Here is a 16,067-nt window from a genome sequence, read left to right as displayed (position 1 = left end):
AGTGAGGGTGGAGTCGACGGTGGGCCGGCACGGGAACCTGCTGGCCATCAGCGATCTGCACATCGGCTATCCCGAGAACCGCGCCCTGGTCGAACAGATGCGCCCAGAGACGGACGACGACTGGCTCCTCGTGGCCGGTGACGTCTCCGAGAAGGTGGCCGACATCCGCTGGGCCCTCCAGACCCTCGCGGGACGCTTCGCGAAGGTGGTGTGGGCGCCGGGCAACCACGAGCTGTGGACCCACCCCAGCGACACCGTCCCCCACCGAGGTGTCGCGCGGTACGAGCATCTCGTCGCGCTCTGCCGGGAGTTGGGCGTCGTCACCCCCGAGGACCCGTACCCCGTGTGGGAGGGCCCGGACGGCCCCGTCGTCGTCGCGCCGCTGTTCCTGCTGTACGACTACTCGTTCCTGCCCCAGGGCTGCGCGACGAAGGCCGAGGGCCTGGAGTACGCGCACGGCACCGGCGTGGTCTGCACCGACGAGCACGTCCTGCACCCCGACCCCTACCCGAGCCGCGACGCCTGGTGCCGCGCCCGGGTCGCCGAGACCGAGCGCCGGCTCTCCGAGATCCCCGCCGACCTGCCCACGGTGCTGGTCAACCACTACCCCCTCGACCGGCACCCGACGAACGTCCTGCGCTACCCCGAGTTCGCCATGTGGTGCGGCACCGATCTGACGGCCGACTGGCACCGGCGCTTCCGCGTCGAGGTCATGGTCTACGGCCATCTGCACATCCCGCGGACCACCTGGCTGGACGGGGTCCGCTTCGAAGAGGTGTCCGTGGGTTACCCCCGCGAGTGGCGCCCGCGCCCGGAACCCCCGGGACGGCTGCGCCGGATTCTGCCGATGGAGGTCGGAGCCGTTGATCGAGGAGCTGCTCCCGGAGTCGGTCGTGGCCGTGGAGGCGTACGACGATGACACGACCGGGGGAGCCGACGGGATCGAGCTGTACCCGGAGGAGGCGGCGATCGTGGCCCGCGCGGTGCCGAAGCGGCGCCGCGAGTTCGCCGTCGTCCGGGCCTGCGCCCGGCGGGCCATGGAGAAGCTCGGCGTGCCGCCCCGGCCGATCCTGCCCGGTGAGCGCGGTGCCCCAGGCTGGCCGGAGGGCCTGACCGGCAGCATGACCCACTGCGACGGGTACGCCGCCGCCGCACTGGTCCGCGCCACCGACCTCGCCTCCCTCGGCATCGACGCCGAACCCCACAGCGCCCTGCCCGAGGGCGTCCTGGAGGCCATCGCGCTCCCCCCGGAGGAAGCCCGACTGCGCCGACTCACCGCCGACCACCCCTCGGTCCACTGGGACCGGCTGCTGTTCAGCGCCAAGGAGTCCGTCTACAAGGCGTGGTTCCCGCTCACCGGCCGCTGGCTGGACTTCTCCGAGGCCGACATCGAGGTGTCCGTCGACCCCGGCGGCCACGCGGGCGCCCTGCGCGCCGCACTCCTCGTGCCCGGACCGGTGGTGGACGGCCGGCGTCTGACGGCCTTCCACGGGCGCTGGAGCGTCCGCCGGGGGCTGGTGGTGACGTCGGTGTCGGTTCCCTTCCCCCTGCAGAACGAGGCCCGCCGGTGAGTTCCCTCGCGTACGCGGACCTGCACGGACGGATCGCCGCGGAGATAGACGCGGAGATCGAACACGCCCTGGAGGAGCTGGGCCCGGCCGCCACCGCGGTCCGAAGATCCATCGCGGGGCTGCTCCGCCACCAGCGGATGAAGTACCCCCTGTCGGTGCTCCCGCTGCTCGTGCACGGGGCCGAGACGGGCGCCCCCGAACCGGCCGTTCCCCTGTCGGCCGTGCACGTGCTGTGGTGGACCTCCGCGTGCTACCTCGACGACCTGGCCGACGGCCACGGCACACACACCCCGCGGGGGCTCGGCTCGGACGAGGCGCTGCTCGCGGCCGTCCTCAGCGGCCAGGCCCTCCCCATCCGGGTCGTCCAGGCCCAGTCCGTCTCCGACGCCCTGCGCAACGCCCTCACCTGCGAGATCGTCAACTGCTGGATCGGCGCCGTGGAAGGGCAGTTGCGGGACCTCCGCGGTGACCTCGGCGCGGCCTCCCCGGTCTCCGTCGTCGAGGCGTACCGGGGGAAGTCCGGAGCCCCCTTCGCGATGATCACGGCGATGGCCGCGCTCCTCGCGGGCGCCGACCACGACCGCACCGAACTGTGGCGGGAGTTCGGCGACGTCTTCGGCGTGCTCTGGCAGCTCTTCAACGACCAGGAGGACCTCCTCTCCGGCCGCGACGAGGACCTGCGCAACGGCACTGTCACCTATCTGCTCGCCTGCGCCCTCGACGAGGCGTCTCCCGGCACCCGGGACCGCCTCGTCGAACTGAGCGCCGCCGCACGGGAGTCCGAGTCCGCGCGGGACGAGCTGCGGGCGAATCTGCTCGCCCCGGCCGTCCTCCGCCGCTACGAGAAGGACCTCGGCACCTACCGCGACGAGGCGTACCGCGTCCTCGACCGGCTCGGCGGCCATGCGCCACACGTCTCGGCCCTGCGGCAGCTGGTGGACCAGTCCGCGGGGATGTATCTGACGTAGCCCCGCGCACGGGGGCCGATCCGCCGGTGCGGCCGGCGGACCGTCGGGCGGGGCTCAGGGTCACACCCCTGGGCACCAGCCGCGCAGCAGCCGGAAGAACTCCTCCTCGTTGCCCGCGAGACCCGCCTCCGCCAGCGCCTGCTCCGCCTCGGCGAGCGCGGCCGTCGGCACCACGGGTGGTCGGCCCTCCGGCGGCCCGTCGAACGCGGCTCGTACGGTCCCCAGCAGCCGCAGATAGGCCTGGACGGCGGTCCGCTCACGGTCGGTCAGCACGGCGGTCGGCATCGGACGGCTCTCCCCTCGATGGATGAGTGACACCCCACCAGCTTGCCGCCCGGCACTGACAATCCCGTTCTCCCGCACGCCGGTTCGCTCGGTCAGCGGACGGCGGAACCGTCCTACTGCGCCGCGCCCGGCACGATCTCCCGCTCGCGGTCCGTCAGCGGCGGCCCCGTCAGCGGATCCTTGACGGGGCCGCGCAGCACCGCCAGCACGACCTCCGGCCTGACCAGCGCGGCGGCCGGCGCGGAGAGGGTGATCACCCCGAGGAAGGCCCGGAACACCAGGGGCCGCCCCACCGCCGTACGCATCAGCCGCTGCACATACAGCCCGAACAGCCTCTGCACGGCGTTCGGCCGCTTGCCGATGGCCTCGGGGTAGCGGATGTCCGTGCCCGTGGCCAGTTCCCAGGCGAGCGTCACCGGTACGGCGACGGCCCGCTGGATGCGGCGCGCCAGCCCCGGCGCGGTGATCCCGTGCTCGGCGACCTTCTCGCGCAGCCCGAGGGCGCCCTGCGCGGCAACCGACATCCCGTGCCCGTAGATCGGGTTGTACGTCGCCACCGCGTCGCCGATCGCCACGAACCCGTCGGGCCAGCGGGACACCTTCTCGAAGTAGCGGCGCCTGTTGATCGTGCTGCGGGTGACGACCACGTCGGTCAGGGGTTCGGCGGCGGATATCAGCTCGCCCACGACGGGATGCCTGACGTTGCGTGCGAACTCGACGAACTCCTCGGCCTTCGCGGTCGGTTGACCGCCACGGGTGCCCGACAGGGTCACCAGCCAGCGTCCCCCCTCGACGGGTACGAGCGTCGCGCTCTGCGCCGGCACGGGATCCTCCGCGTTCGGCTGGACGTTCACCACCGGGTACTCCTCGGTGCCCTCGGGCGCCCGGAAGATCCGGCTGGCGTACACCAGCCCGGAGTCGACCTCCTCCATCGGCGCGGGCGGCACCCCCATCGCGTCGAGCCAGGCGGTGCCCCGCGATCCCCGCCCGGCGGCGTCCACCACCAGGTCGGCGGGCAGCAGCCGCTCCTCACCATCGGCCATCCGCACCCGGACGCCCGTCACCCGGGACGCGTCGCCCGTCAGCCCCAGGATCTCGGTGCGCTCCAGGACGGTGACCCAGGGACCGGCCAGCAGCCGGGCGCGGACCACCGACTCCAGCAGATCCCGGCTGCACGCGATCATGAACTGCATCTCGGGCCAGCGCCGGACCCAGCCCTGCGCCGACAGCGACACCAGGCCCGTCGGCAACGGGATGCGCCGGGCCCCGGCCGCCAGCCACGCCTCCGTCACACCGGGCAGCAGCTCCTCCATCGCGCGGGCCCCGCCGGACCACAGCAGATGGGCGTGGCGGGCCTGCGGCACACCCTTGCGGGCCTCGGGCCCCTCGGGCAGCGCGTCACGCTCGACGACGGTGACCTCGGCGTGGTCGCGCAGCGCGGCCGCGGCCAGCAGGCCGGCCAGGCCCGCGCCGACGACGACGGCACGCCGCCCGGTGCCTGTCGCGGTGTCGTGTGGACCGCTAACGGGTTCGCTCATGGAAGTCGCTCTCTGACCTGGTCGCGGCGGCCCAGGTGCGGGCGGCCGCTACGACGGGGGACTGACGCAGGGCGATGGACATCCGCACCAGGTCACGGGGGTTCTCGGCGGGCAGCGTGGGCGTGTCGGCGACCGCCGAGCTGATCACGCGGCCCTCCGGGTCGTCCTGCCGGGCGCGTACGGCCGCCGTCAGCATCGCCGCGTCGGCCTCGGCCCGCGCCTGCACGGGCTCCGAACCCGCCGCGACGGCCGCCTCGTAAGCCCTCGCGCGCACCTCGGAGTCGAAGTACGGGTACAGGCTGAGCATGCCGTCGTGGATGTCGGACTCCCGCTGCGTCATCAGCAGCTGCGCGGGCGCCCACCAGGAGATCCGCACCTCGTGGCCGGCCTCGGCCCACACCGGCCGCAGCTCCCGCCACAGCGGGCCGAGCCTGCGGTACGTGGACCAGGTGGTCCATGCGTCGCCGATGCGCTGACCGGCCAGCGGCAGACAGAAACCGATCGCGCTGACCTGCGCGCCGAGCGACGCCAGCGCGGGGGCGAGATAGGTGCTCAGGCCGTCCAGGTCGGCGCCCTGCCAGCGGGCCGCGACGGCGACCAGCTTGACCGCGGCGAAGGGGACGTTGACGAGATAGCCGAACGCGATCACCAGCAGCCCGGCCCGCAGCCAGCCGCTCACCTGGAGCGCCCAGCGCCAGCACATGACGTGCATGGCGACACCGGCGACGGTGAACCCGATGAGGTACAGCACGATCATCTCGCGCAGGAACGGCGTGTTGGCGTAGTACGTGTCGAAGTCCCGCACCCGCTCCACCGGCGCGTCCCCGAGCACGAACAGCACCACGATCGCCGCGCACACCCCGGCGTACCCGCCGATCCAGCGGCGCGAGAGCCGCCGGGTGACCTCGGGGGGACCGCCCCGCCAGTTGGTGATCAGCACCAGGCAGGAGCCGCTGAACGCGCTCAGCAGGACGTACACCAGGGCCGCCGACATGTTGGTGACGCCGGTGAGGTGGTTGACCTCGGTGATCGTCGGGGGCGCGGCGAAGAAGAACACCAGGGACGCCAGGGTCATCAGGGCGCACACGGACCTGATGAGGGGATCGCCCCAGTTCCGCAGCAGCGCGGGCATCTTCAGGGCGAGGGCGATGGCCATCGCGGCGGCCGGTACGTAGTAGCTGTGCCCGTCCATGGTGTCGGCGGCTGCCTCAGCCCTGCGGGCCGCGGTAGCCCAGCGAGGCCCCGATCCGGCCGGCCAGGTGATCGCGCCGCACGGGCCCCCGCAGCGCGGAACCGGCGAGCCACGTACGGCACTTGCTCGCGAGGAGCAGGCCGAAGCTCTCGGCGTCCTGTTCGTCGGCCAGGTCGAAACGGGTCCGCGCGGCCACCTTCAGGACCGTCGCCTGGAGATCGGCGTCCACGTTCAATAAGCGCGCGGCGACCGCGGCGCCCTCCGCGCCCTCCACATGGTGGCCGCAGTGCCCGGCCTGCATGTGCCACAGCTCATGGCCGAGGATCACCAACTGGTGGTCGGGGGCGGTGCGTTCCTCGATGACGACGAGGTCCTGCTCGGCCATGTCCAGCCACAGCCCACTGGCCGTGCCGGGCGGGAAGGCGGCCGTACGGTAGTGCACGGGGCGGCCGCGGCGTCTGCTCATGGCGTCGCACAAGGCGCTGTAGAGGTCGGCGGGGTCCGCCGGCGCCGGGAGCGTCAGCTCGCCGACCAACTCGCCGCACAGACGGCGCATTTCCTTTCCGATGCCCACAGAAATTCCCCCGGTCAGGACTCGGGCCGCTTGACGCTCTCCAGCAGCATGTCCAGCCACTCCGCCACCTTGTCGCGGTGCTGGTCGGTGGGCAGCTGGGCCGCCCGCCAGGCGATGGAGCGCACACCGTGGTTCTGCAGCAGCCGTTGCAGCGGGTCGTCGGCCGCCTCGGCCGCCGCGCGCTCACGGTCGGCGAGCTGCTGGAGGAGCTCCTGCTCGGTGCGCATCAGGGCGCTCGCCAGGGCCTCCGGGTCCTCCGCGGTGAGGAAGCCGGCATGGACCCGGAAGAAGCGCTGGATGGCGTCGCAGTGTTCCATCGTGGGCCGCCGGTCGCCGTTGATCAGGGCACCGGCCTGCTGGCGCGACATGCCCGCGCCGTCGGCGATCTCCTGCTGGGTGTACTTGCGCCCATTGGGTTTGAGCCGGGTGCGCCGCAGCAGGTCCAGGCGTTGCAGGAAGCGGGCCTGGATGTCCGGCTCACCGGCGCGCTGCCCGCTCAGCAGGGCCTTCACCACCGCCTCGGGGACACCGGAGGCGACCGAGAGCCGACGTGTGTCGAAGACCTCGGAGTGCGCCACGCCCAGCTTGTCCGTCAACGCGGTGACGCGGGCCACGACGGCCGGCAGCAGAACCGTCGCCGCGGCGTCCGGAACCTCGAAGCCATCCGTCACCGACAGATCTCCTACGTCTCTCTCAGGCCAATTTCGCGGTACTGCGGAATCCGTGGATCCAAGCCTGGCGCGAGACCCTGGTCCCGGCAAGTACACCGTGAACTGCGGGGAGACTAGCCGCTTCGTCGAACTCACATCCAGGTCTCGCCACAACTGTGGCGAGATTCAGCCGTCAACCGGCGTCGAATGCCACGATAGTTGACACGACTCCGCCGGGGGCACGAGGATCAAGAGGCCGCGTGAAGGCCGCAGAGGCAAGAGGGGTGACCTCCCGATGGCATATCAGGCAGGAGGGCAGCGGTCGGTACCGCGGCCCGTCCCCGACAGTCTCGAAGCCCAGGAAGCGCAGGCCTATCTGCTGGACTACGCCGCGCTGCTGGAGTCCGTCTCCTTCCCGTCCGTCGTCCTCGACCACGGCTGGGACGTCGTCCTCACCAACTCCGCGTTCCGGAAGCTGTTCGGCGGCGTGGGCCCGCACCCCACGGCCATGCCCAGCGACAACTTCCTGCGCTTCGTGCTGTTCCACCCCGACGCCGCCTCGGTCCTCGGCGACCACGAGTCCAGCTGGTGCCTGCCGATGCTCGCCCACTTCGCCACCGCCGTGGAGCGACACGCCCAGGACCGCGGCCTGCAGTCGATCCGCCGGGACATCGCCCAGGACCCCATCATGGACGCCGCCTACCGCCACGGCGTGCCGCACTGGCTGCGCACGGTCGGCCCCGGCGCCGCACGGCACGACGGCGCGGTCCGCCCGCTCGTCCACCCCGACCCCCGCTGGGGCGCCGTCGACTGCCGGGTCGTCGACGAGACCCCCGACACCCTCCGCGACCTCGGCTACACCCGTATGACCCTCGTGCTGCGCAAGGCCGGCCGGCCGTCCGAGTCCCCCCGCAGGCAGCGCCGCTCCCGGCGGGCCACCGCGGGCCACCTCAGCGTGGTGCCCTCACCCGGCCGGTGAGCAGCACCCCCTCCGGTGCCGCCGGCGTTCAGGTCGCCGACGGCACCGGAGGTCAATCCTTCTCCCGCCCGGGCCGGTGGCGCTACAGGTCGAGCACCAGCCGTGGCCCCCGGCAGCGGGACACGCAGATGAGCATGGTCTCCCCGGCCTCGCGCTCCTCGTCGCTCAGCACCGAGTCACGGTGGTCGGGGGTGCCGTCCAGGACGTCCGTCTCGCACGTCCCGCAGGTGCCCTCCGTGCACGAGTAGAGCACCTCGACCCCGGCGGCCCGCACGGTGTCCAGCACGGAGACCCCGACCGGCACCGTCACCGTCTTCCCCGACCGCTCCAGCACCACCTCGAACTCGCTGTCCGGGCCCGTCTCCTGCTCCTTCGGCTGGAACCGCTCCACGCGCAGCGCCCGCCCCGGACACCGCTCCTCGACCGCGTCGAGCAGCGGGCCGGGACCGCAGCAGTACACGAGGGTGTCCTCGGGCAGTCCGTCGAGCACCGACCCCAGGTCGAGGAGGCCCGTCTCGTCCTGCGGCGCGACGGTCACCTTGTCCCCGTACGCGGCCAACTCGGCCCGGAACGCCATCGATCGACGGCTGCGCCCGCCGTACAGCAGCGACCACTCGGCGCCCGCCGCCTCGGCCGCGGCCAGCATCGGCAGGATCGGCGTGATGCCGATGCCGCCGGCCACGAACCGGTAGCGGGGCGCGCTCTCCAGGGCGAAGTTGTTGCGCGGCCCGCGCACCCGCACCTTGTCGCCCTGGCTCAACTCCGTGTGCACGAAGGCCGATCCACCGCGCCCCTCGGGCTCCCGCAGAACCCCGATCCGCCAGGTGTGCCGGTCCGCCGGGTCACCGCACAGCGAGTACTGCCGCTCCAGCTCCGGGCCGAGCAGCACATCGATGTGCGCGCCGGGTTCCCAGGAGGGGAGTTCCTCGCCGAGCGGGTGGCGCAGGGTGAGGGTGAGTACGCCGTCGGCCACGAACTCGCGTGACTCGACAAGGAGTTCGGCCTCGTGCGGCGACGAGGGCGAGGACGAGGTCATGAGCTGTTCCCTTGCGGCTCGTGTCCTTGGGGGTGGGCGAGCATCCACTCCCACATCTCGATCGGGTCCTGCGAGGTGTGCTCGCGTCCGCAGTGGCAGGTGCCGTGCAGGACGTCGGTGCCCGGCAGCCAGTCCACGCGGTAGATCTCACCGGTCCGGAAGGGCGCGGCGGAGGAGGCGCTCACTGGACCTTCTCCACGGGCTTCGCGCCCTCCTCGACCAGCCGGGCGAGGATACGGCGGGCGGCCAGACCACCGGTGTCGATGTTGATGCTCAGCTCCTGGTAGCCGGTGCGCTCGGTGCCGAGCGTCTTGTGCAGCAGGTTGAGCGCGTCGACGTCCTGCATCACGACGGTGTGGTTGTTGTTCCGCAGGAACTCGGTGACCTCGTCGTCCTCGATCGCCCAGTCGCGCGAGACCATCCAGAAGTCGTACACCTTGCCGTCGGTCGACGGGGTGATCGCGTACGTGATCTCGGTGTGGAAGCCGTTCGGGTCGCTGCCGTCCGCCTCGGGGACCACGCCGACCGGGGCGACCCGGCTGTGCAGCAGGTAGAGGCAGGGGGCGAAGTACTCGATGTCCTGCCAGCGGGTGATGCGGCCGGAGATGCCGGTGGACCTGGCGTAGAACGGCGGGCACTCGGCGTCGTCCATGTGCCGGCTCACCCGGACGATGCCGGCGCCCTCGTCGACCTCGGTGGTGATCGGCGTCTCGGCGACCTCCGGGGTGCCGATGTAGCCGCCGTGCAGATACGTCTCGTGGGACAGGTCGAGCAGGTTGTCGACGAGGAGCCCGTAGTCGGCGTCGATCGGTTCCATGCCGCGTATGGTGACCCAGCCGGGGGAGTCCAGGTGCTTGGCCCGGGGGATGGTCTGCGGGTCGGCGAGCGCCGGGTCGCCTATCCACACCCAGATCAGGGAGTCCTGCTCGACCACGGGGTAGGAGGCGACCCGCGCGGTCCGCGGCACCCGCTTCTGTCCCGGCACGTACACACAGGTGCCGGTCGTGTCGTACGTGAAGCCGTGGTAGCCGCACACGATCCGGTCGCCGTCGAGCCGGGTGGGGGCCTCGGACAGCGGGAACCGCCGGTGCACGCACCGGTCGTGCAGCGCGACGGGCGTGCCCTCCTCCTCCGTCCGGTAGAAGACGAGCGACTCGCCGAGGATCGTCCGGCCGAGCAACTCCCGGCCGACCTCATGGGCGTAGGCGGCGACGTACCACTGGTTCCTGGCGAAGGCGGTCGTGTGCGGCATGAAGGTTCCCGTCCCTGTCGGCGGGGCGTCGTCGCCCCGCGTGCCGTGGTTGGGAACAGGTTCCTGACGGCTGTGGTCGCCGCGCAAGGCGGCTTCTGCCAGGCGGAAGTGTCTCTGAGAAGGAGCTGGTCAGATCCTTGTCACGCGTCTGCGGGCTGTGGCTGTCGGCGGACTGCCGCGGCCTTCGGGGGACTCCTGTGACGGCGACGCGCCCCACCGTGCGGTGACCGCGCTCAGAGGGTCGGGAAGACCGCAGAGAAGAAGAACCACAGCAGTACGGCCCAGAAGGCCGCGGCCGTCAGCGACACGAGCAGGGAGCTGCGCCATCTCAGCACCAGGAACGGGAAGAGCGCCGGGAGCGCCCAGAAACCGGCCACGTCGACCGACAAGCGGGCGGCCTGGCTGAGGGTTGCCGCGTGCCCCGCGGAGATACGCCGCAACAGCCGCTGGGAGACGAAGCCGTACAGGCCGAAGACGATCGGGAAGAACCACAGCGGAGTGATCGTGACCAGTTCGGACTCGTCGAGCTCGTTGAACATGACCAGATAGACGCAGGCGGCCCCCAGGACACCGGCGACCACGGCGGTCACGTAGAGGGTGGTCAGGGCGGACGGTTCCACCGACGTGGTGGGCCGGGGAACAGGGCTGGGCGTGAGCGCGGGCGAGGCGTACGGAACATGGGCAGCGGGAGCCGGGACCACCCGGTGGCAGTGGGGGCAACGGACGTTCTGCCCGGCGAGGTCGGCCGGGGCTGAGATCAAGTGCCCGCATGAGGCATGGAATTCCGTTTGCTGACGGTTCACGCGTTGGCTTTCCTTTACCGCTCTGGTGCTGCTTGCCGGCCGACGTGCGGCTCGTGAACGAGTTTCCGCACCGTGTGGCTCCCTGACATCGGTGGAAATACATAATCGCTCACGATGTCCGTGAAGCATGTGCCCACGTTCCGGCGTTGTTGACGAGCAGCGCGGTGCGGGGCCTGGCCGAACGGAAGCAGCGGCCCGTCGGCAGGGCCGCCATGGCCGTCGTCCCGCTGCTCATCGCGACTCCCTCGCGGTCGTGCTCGGTGTCCTGCGCGAGGTCGTGTCCCTGGTCGACTCCGGTGGTGTGCCGGCGATGCTGCGGCTGCGTCCGCGGAACTCCGCGATCACCTCGCCGCCGCGCCGGACGCTCACGTCGTAGATGCCGCTGCGGCCGAACAGGGTGCGTTCCTCGGCGGTCGCCAGGAGCACGTCGCCCTCGTACGCCGGTGCGACGAAGGTGATGTCGGCGCCCGCCGCGACGGTCACGGGACCGCGGCTGTTGCAGGCGCAGGCGAATGCCGTGTCGGCGAGCAGGAACACATATCCGCCGTGGGCGATCCCGTGTCCGTTCACCATCGTCGCGGTCACCGTCATGCGGAGCACGGCGGTCCCCTGGCCGTGTTCGAGCAGCTCGATGCCCAGCCCTCGGGACGCCTCGTCCGCGGCGAACATCGCCTCGGCAGGGCTGAGCTGAGTGTTCCTTATCGCGATTTCTGCCACCTTGTCTCCCGACCGAACATTCGGTTAGCGTGCGGCTCGGCTTAGTAACCCAGTCAGACCAATGCGTGTCAAGAGGTGGACCACATGCCGTACAAGTGGCCGAACGGCCCTGATTTCTCCGCATGCCCCCGCATGCTGCTGGACCAGGGGGTCGCAGCGACCACGAGCCGGGACCACCGGACGCCGCATGCGTCGACCGACGACTACCGCGGGCCGCTGGGCAACCTGGCCTCGCGGCTGGATGCGACCGCCGACCGCGAGACCGACACCGGTGAGTGGTTCGGGCCCGACTCCTTCTTCGTCGGCACCGATTCCACCGAGCACAGCCTCTCGGCCTTCCGGGCCGGCACCACCCTGTCCGCCCGATCCCGCCGAGGAGTCCACCCATGCCCGACGACGTCTTCCTGATCGACGGCGCGCGCACCCCGCAGGGTCGCTACGGCGGCGCACTGGCCTCCGTGCGTCCCGACGACCTGGCCGCTCTGGTGGTGGGTGAGGCCGTGCGCCGCGCGGGGATCCCGGCCGGGGCCGTGGACGAGGTGGTCCTGGGGGCGGCCAACCAGGCCGGTGAGGACAACCGGGACGTGGCGCGCATGGCCGTGCTGCTTGCGGGGCTGCCGCACACCGTCCCCGGCTACACGGTCAACCGGCTCTGCGCCTCCGGTCTCACGGCGGTCGCGAGCGCAGCCCAGGCGATCCGCTCCGGGGAAGCGGACCTGGTGGTCGCGGGCGGGGTGGAGTCCATGACCCGCGCCCCCTGGGTGATGGCCAAGCCCGGCACCCCCTGGGCCAAGCCGGGGGAGGTGCACGACACCTCACTGGGCTGGCGCTTCACCAATCCGCGCTTCGTCGCCGTCGACCGGGCCGTGCCCGCGGGGGCCGGTCCCGAGACGGTCAAGGTGACCCTCGCGATGGGGGAGACGGCCGAGGAGGTCGCGGCCCTGGAGGGCATCACCCGTGCCGAGTCCGACGCGTTCGCGTTGCGCAGTCACCAGCGGGCCGTCGCGGCACAGGAGGCGGGGCGCTTCGACCGCGAGATCGTGCCCGTCCCGGTGAAGGGCGGCGAGGTCACCCACGACGAGGGGCCGCGGCCCGGCACGACGCTGGAGAAGCTCGGCGCTCTGCGGACCATCTTCCGCGAGGACGGCATCGTCACCGCCGGTTCCTCCTCGCCGCTGTCGGACGGCGCCGCCGCGCTGGTGGTCGCGAGCGCTGAAGCGGTGCGGCGGTACGGGCTCACCCCTCGGGCACGGATCGTCACCTCCGCGTCGGCCGGCGTCCAGCCCCAGCTCATGGGCCTCGGCCCGGTCCCCGCCACACAGAAGGCCCTGGCCCGCGCCGGATGGCAGGCCGGGGAGGTGGACGCGGTCGAGCTGAACGAGGCGTTCGCCGCCCAGGCGCTGGCTGTCATGCGCCGTCTCAAGCTCGACGAGGAGAGGGTCAACGCCGACGGCGGCGCCATCGCGCTCGGCCACCCCCTCGGCTGCTCCGGTGCCCGCATCCTGCTGACGCTGATCGGCCGGCTGGAGCGCGAGGACGCCCGGCGGGGCCTGGCGACGTTGTGCGTGGGAGTCGGCCAGGGAGTCGCCATGCTCGTGGAGCGGGTGTGAGCACCGCCTACGAGACGCTGCTCGTCGAGGAGCGAGAAGACCGGGTCGTCGTCACACTGCACCGTCCTGAGGCCCGCAACGCCATCAGTGGCAGCATGATCGCCGAACTGCACGAGGTGTGCGGTCTGCTGGAACGCGATCCGAAGCTGCTGCTGCTCACCGGCCACGGCAGGGTCTTCGCGGGCGGCGCCGACATCGCCGAACTGCTGCGACGGGGCCGCGACGAAGCCCTCGAGGGCATCAACAGCCGCCTGTTCGAGCGGGTGCGCAGGCTCCCCATGCCCACGCTCGCGGCCGTCGACGGCTGGGCGCTGGGCGGCGGCGCCGAACTGTCGTACGCCTGTGACCTGCGCATCGCCGGACCCGACGCCGTGTTCGGCAACCCCGAGCCGGGGCTCGGCATCCTCGCCGCGGCCGGGGCCTGCTGGCGCCTTCCCGAGCTGGTCGGCGAGTCGATCGCGAAGCAGGTGCTGCTCGCCGGGCGAAACCTCGACGCGGCCGCGGCACTGGCGGCCGGTCTGGTCATCGACGTCGTACCGGCTCCGAAGCTGCTCGAGGAGGCACACGCCCTGCTCGACCGCATGGCCCGTTCCTCCGCCACCGCTCTGCGGTTGACGAAGCTCGTCGTCGACGCACCCGGCGCCCACCCGGTCGCCGACGACCTGGCCCAGGCCGTGCTGTTCGAGGGGCAGGACAAGAAGGACCGCATGACACGCTTCCTGGAGAAGAGGAGCCGGGCATGACCTCAGCACCCGCAGTCGTCGGGGTGATCGGCGGCGGCCGCATGGGCGCCGGTATCGCACAGTCCTTCGCGACGGCCGGTTCGGTCGTCACCGTCGTGGAGAGCGGCGAGCAGGCCGCGGCCGCGGCACTGGGCCGCGTGGCCGCCGGGCTGAAGAGAGCGGCCGAACGCGGCGCACTCGCCGAGGCCGCCGAGGAGGTGCTGGCCAGAGTGACGACGGTTCCTTCCGTCGACGCCCTGCCCTCGCACGCCGACCTGGTCGTCGAGGCGGTCCCCGAGGACGCCGCGCTCAAGGCCCGGCTCCTCGCCGCGGCCGAACGGGCGGTGAGCCCCGGCACGGTACTGGCCAGCAACACCAGTTCCCTGTCGGTCACCGATCTCGCCGCCGCGCTCACCCGGCCCGACCGCTTCCTGGGCATGCACTTCTTCAACCCCGTGCCCGCCTCCGAACTGGTCGAGATCGTCGTCGCACCCGGCACCGGGGCCGACACCGTCGAGGCGGCCCTCGGCTGGACCCGCTGCCTCGACAAGAAGGACGTCGTCGTCAAGGACTCGCCCGGCTTCGCCAGCAGCCGCCTCGGCCTGGCCCTGGGCCTGGAGGCGATCCGCATGGTCGAGGAGGGCGTCGCGGAACCGGACGCGATCGACGACGCGATGCGCCTCGGCTACAAGCACCCCATGGGGCCGCTGCGCCTGACCGACCTGGTCGGACTCGACGTACGCCTCGCCATCGCCGAGCACCTGCACGCCACGCTCGGCGACCGCTTCGCCCCGCCCCGGCTGCTGCGGGAGAAGGTCGCCCGTGGCGAGCTGGGCCGCAAGACCGGAAAGGGGTTCTACACATGGGAATGAGCGCCACGGGCCGGCCTCCGGCCGACGAGACCCGGCACGGCGTCGGCTACACCCTGGACGGCGGCGTGGCCGTCATCGAACTGCGAAGGCCCTCCGGGGGAAACGCCCTGGACGGGTCGTTGCGCGCCGGGCTGCTCGGCGCCGTGCGCCGGGTGCGCGGCGACGGCGATCTCGTCCGGGCGGTGCTGCTCACCGCCGAGGGCCGGCACTTCTGTGTCGGCCAGGATCTCAAGGAGCACGCGCGGGCTCTTGAGAGCGCGCCCGCCTCCGCCTTCGCCATCGTCCGGGACGAGTACAACCCGCTCGTCGAGGAACTGCGCGCGCTGCCGCAGCCCGTGGTCGCGGCCGTCGAGGGCGCCTGCGTCGGTGCCGGCCTGGGGCTCGCCCTCTGCGCCGATCTGCGGGTCGCGGGAGCCGGTGCCCGCTTCTCGACCGCGTTCACCGGGATCGGCCTGGCCGCCGACAGTGGTCTGAGCGGGGCTCTGGCGCAGGCGGTCGGTCCCTCGCGGGCCGCCGCCCTGATGCTGCTCGGCGACCGCTTCGACGCGGAAGCGGCGCAGCGGTGGGGCCTGCTGCACCGCGTGGTGGCGGACGGAGGCGCCGCCGCGGAGGGTCTGGCTCTGGCCAAGCGTCTCGCCGTCGGCCCCACCTCGGCGTACGCCGAGGTCAAGGCGTTGCTACGGGCCGACGGAGCACCCTTGCCCGTCGTACTTGAACGCGAGGCGGCGGCCCAGGAGCGACTGGGTGCGACCGAGGACCACCGGGCTGCCGTGCGGGCCTTCCTCGAAGGCCGGCAGCCGTCCTTCAACGGACGCTGACCCGAGTGCGGCACTTGCCGAAGCACGTAGAACTCATCCACGATGTTAGCCGAACGAACGTTCGGTAGGGAAGGTAGGGGAGATGCCCGCGATACACGCCGACGCGTCGGCGGGCCGCGCAGAGCCGGAGCTCCAGGAGCACTTCGAGGCGACGATCGCGCGGGACCAGCGGATCGAGCCGCGTGACTGGATGCCGGAGGGCTACCGCAGGACGCTGGTCCGGCAGATCGCGCAGCACGCGCACTCGGAGATCATCGGCATGCAGCCGGAGGGGGAGTGGATCACGCGTGCGCCGTCCCTGCGCCGCAAGGCGATCCTGTTCGCCAAGGTCCAGGACGAGGCGGGCCACGGTCTGTATCTGTACTCGGCGGCGGAGACCCTGGGCGCCGACCGCGCGGATCTGACCGAGCGACTGATCGAGGGCCGCCAGAAGTACTCGTCGATCTTCAACTACCCGACGCGGAACTTCGCCGATGTCGG

21 protein-coding genes are annotated in these 16,067 nt (G+C 72.0%); 10 read left to right on the top strand and 11 right to left on the bottom strand.

From position 1 onward, the window contains the following. The first annotated feature begins 7 nt into the window (after positions 1-7). The 3 genes from M8J73_RS04520 to M8J73_RS04510 are packed head-to-tail and all read left to right on the top strand — an operon-like array spanning position 8 to position 2,539. Complete coding sequence (locus M8J73_RS04520; protein WP_055536945.1) at positions 8-919, top strand: metallophosphoesterase family protein; 912 nt, start codon at positions 8-10, stop codon at positions 917-919. Further along, positions 864-1,571 carry a 4'-phosphopantetheinyl transferase family protein gene (locus tag M8J73_RS04515; RefSeq protein ID WP_055536946.1) on the top strand — a complete coding sequence of 236 codons (708 nt, stop codon included), beginning with the start codon at positions 864-866 and terminating at the stop codon, positions 1,569-1,571. The genes M8J73_RS04520 and M8J73_RS04515 overlap by 56 nt, the downstream gene beginning before the upstream one ends. After that, positions 1,568-2,539, top strand: a complete 972-nt coding sequence (locus tag M8J73_RS04510; protein ID WP_055536947.1) for a polyprenyl synthetase family protein — start codon at positions 1,568-1,570, stop codon at positions 2,537-2,539. Before M8J73_RS04515 ends, M8J73_RS04510 begins: the two co-directional genes overlap by 4 nt. 60 nt (positions 2,540-2,599) lie before the next feature. On the opposite strand, the gene M8J73_RS04505 is transcribed toward M8J73_RS04510, so the two are convergent. The 5 genes from M8J73_RS04505 to M8J73_RS04485 all read right to left on the bottom strand — a co-directional run bounded on the left by M8J73_RS04505 (position 2,600) and on the right by M8J73_RS04485 (position 6,799). Beyond that, positions 2,600-2,824: a hypothetical protein gene (locus M8J73_RS04505; RefSeq protein ID WP_055536948.1), complete on the bottom strand. Its 225-nt coding sequence runs from the start codon at positions 2,822-2,824 to the stop codon at positions 2,600-2,602. Between the two features lie 113 nt (positions 2,825-2,937). After that, positions 2,938-4,362 (bottom strand): FAD-dependent oxidoreductase, encoded by a 1,425-nt coding sequence (locus tag M8J73_RS04500; RefSeq protein ID WP_055536949.1) that lies wholly within the window; start codon positions 4,360-4,362, stop codon positions 2,938-2,940. Beyond that, positions 4,346-5,554, bottom strand: a complete 1,209-nt coding sequence (locus M8J73_RS04495; RefSeq protein WP_055536950.1) for an MAB_1171c family putative transporter — start codon at positions 5,552-5,554, stop codon at positions 4,346-4,348. The genes M8J73_RS04500 and M8J73_RS04495 overlap by 17 nt, the downstream gene beginning before the upstream one ends. 16 nt (positions 5,555-5,570) lie before the next feature. Beyond that, positions 5,571-6,110 carry a hypothetical protein gene (locus M8J73_RS04490; protein WP_055536951.1) on the bottom strand — a complete coding sequence of 180 codons (540 nt, stop codon included), beginning with the start codon at positions 6,108-6,110 and terminating at the stop codon, positions 5,571-5,573. A 32-nt stretch (positions 6,111-6,142) separates the two neighbouring features. Beyond that, positions 6,143-6,799 carry a helix-turn-helix domain-containing protein gene (locus M8J73_RS04485; protein WP_055536952.1) on the bottom strand — a complete coding sequence of 219 codons (657 nt, stop codon included), beginning with the start codon at positions 6,797-6,799 and terminating at the stop codon, positions 6,143-6,145. A 274-nt stretch (positions 6,800-7,073) separates the two neighbouring features. Here M8J73_RS04485 and M8J73_RS04480 point away from each other — a divergent pair, with 274 nt between their 5' ends. Further along, the gene (locus tag M8J73_RS04480; RefSeq protein WP_055536953.1) at positions 7,074-7,757 is read left to right on the top strand and encodes an MmyB family transcriptional regulator; all 684 of its coding nucleotides are present in this window, start codon (positions 7,074-7,076) and stop codon (positions 7,755-7,757) included. Positions 7,758-7,839: 82 nt separating this feature from the next. Here the strand turns inward: M8J73_RS04480 and M8J73_RS04475 are convergent, their stop codons facing one another. The 6 genes from M8J73_RS04475 to paaI form a co-directional block, all read right to left on the bottom strand. Further along, positions 7,840-8,793, bottom strand: coding sequence for a PDR/VanB family oxidoreductase (locus M8J73_RS04475; protein ID WP_055536954.1), 954 nt, complete (start codon positions 8,791-8,793; stop codon positions 7,840-7,842). Beyond that, on the bottom strand, positions 8,790-8,978 hold the full coding sequence (locus M8J73_RS04470) for a hypothetical protein (RefSeq protein ID WP_055536955.1): 189 nt from the start codon (positions 8,976-8,978) through the stop codon (positions 8,790-8,792). The genes M8J73_RS04475 and M8J73_RS04470 overlap by 4 nt, the downstream gene beginning before the upstream one ends. Then, on the bottom strand, positions 8,975-10,045 hold the full coding sequence (locus tag M8J73_RS04465) for a Rieske 2Fe-2S domain-containing protein (protein WP_055536956.1): 1,071 nt from the start codon (positions 10,043-10,045) through the stop codon (positions 8,975-8,977). Before M8J73_RS04465 ends, M8J73_RS04470 begins: the two co-directional genes overlap by 4 nt. 233 nt (positions 10,046-10,278) lie before the next feature. After that, the gene (locus M8J73_RS04460; RefSeq protein WP_240500932.1) at positions 10,279-10,806 is read right to left on the bottom strand and encodes a hypothetical protein; all 528 of its coding nucleotides are present in this window, start codon (positions 10,804-10,806) and stop codon (positions 10,279-10,281) included. Between the two features lie 151 nt (positions 10,807-10,957). Continuing rightward, entirely contained in the window at positions 10,958-11,083 is a 126-nt protein-coding gene (locus M8J73_RS44665; RefSeq protein ID WP_274757592.1) for a hypothetical protein, read from the bottom strand. Continuing rightward, on the bottom strand, positions 11,080-11,517 hold the full coding sequence (gene paaI / locus M8J73_RS04455; protein ID WP_055536958.1) for a hydroxyphenylacetyl-CoA thioesterase PaaI: 438 nt from the start codon (positions 11,515-11,517) through the stop codon (positions 11,080-11,082). The genes M8J73_RS44665 and paaI overlap by 4 nt, the downstream gene beginning before the upstream one ends. A gap of 132 nt (positions 11,518-11,649) precedes the next feature. On the opposite strand from paaI, the gene M8J73_RS04450 reads away from it, so the two are divergent. From M8J73_RS04450 to M8J73_RS04425, 6 genes are all read left to right on the top strand, one after another. Beyond that, the gene (locus M8J73_RS04450; protein ID WP_055536959.1) at positions 11,650-11,973 is read left to right on the top strand and encodes a hypothetical protein; all 324 of its coding nucleotides are present in this window, start codon (positions 11,650-11,652) and stop codon (positions 11,971-11,973) included. Continuing rightward, entirely contained in the window at positions 11,952-13,175 is a 1,224-nt protein-coding gene (locus M8J73_RS04445; RefSeq protein WP_055536960.1) for a thiolase family protein, read from the top strand. Before M8J73_RS04450 ends, M8J73_RS04445 begins: the two co-directional genes overlap by 22 nt. Further along, positions 13,172-13,918: an enoyl-CoA hydratase/isomerase family protein gene (locus M8J73_RS04440; protein WP_055536961.1), complete on the top strand. Its 747-nt coding sequence runs from the start codon at positions 13,172-13,174 to the stop codon at positions 13,916-13,918. The genes M8J73_RS04445 and M8J73_RS04440 overlap by 4 nt, the downstream gene beginning before the upstream one ends. Continuing rightward, positions 13,915-14,769 (top strand): 3-hydroxyacyl-CoA dehydrogenase family protein, encoded by an 855-nt coding sequence (locus M8J73_RS04435; protein ID WP_055536962.1) that lies wholly within the window; start codon positions 13,915-13,917, stop codon positions 14,767-14,769. The genes M8J73_RS04440 and M8J73_RS04435 overlap by 4 nt, the downstream gene beginning before the upstream one ends. After that, complete coding sequence (locus tag M8J73_RS04430) at positions 14,760-15,587, top strand: enoyl-CoA hydratase/isomerase family protein (RefSeq protein ID WP_240500935.1); 828 nt, start codon at positions 14,760-14,762, stop codon at positions 15,585-15,587. The genes M8J73_RS04435 and M8J73_RS04430 overlap by 10 nt, the downstream gene beginning before the upstream one ends. 82 nt (positions 15,588-15,669) lie before the next feature. Continuing rightward, the coding region (locus M8J73_RS04425; protein ID WP_249828271.1) for a Phenylacetic acid catabolic protein at positions 15,670-16,067 on the top strand (398 nt) is incomplete at its 3' end.

Source organism: Streptomyces neyagawaensis, from assembly GCF_023516595.1.
GTDB lineage: Bacteria > Actinomycetota > Actinomycetes > Streptomycetales > Streptomycetaceae > Streptomyces > Streptomyces neyagawaensis.
Note: the sequence above shows the minus strand (reverse complement) of the source record. Positions and strands in the feature narration are given on the sequence as shown.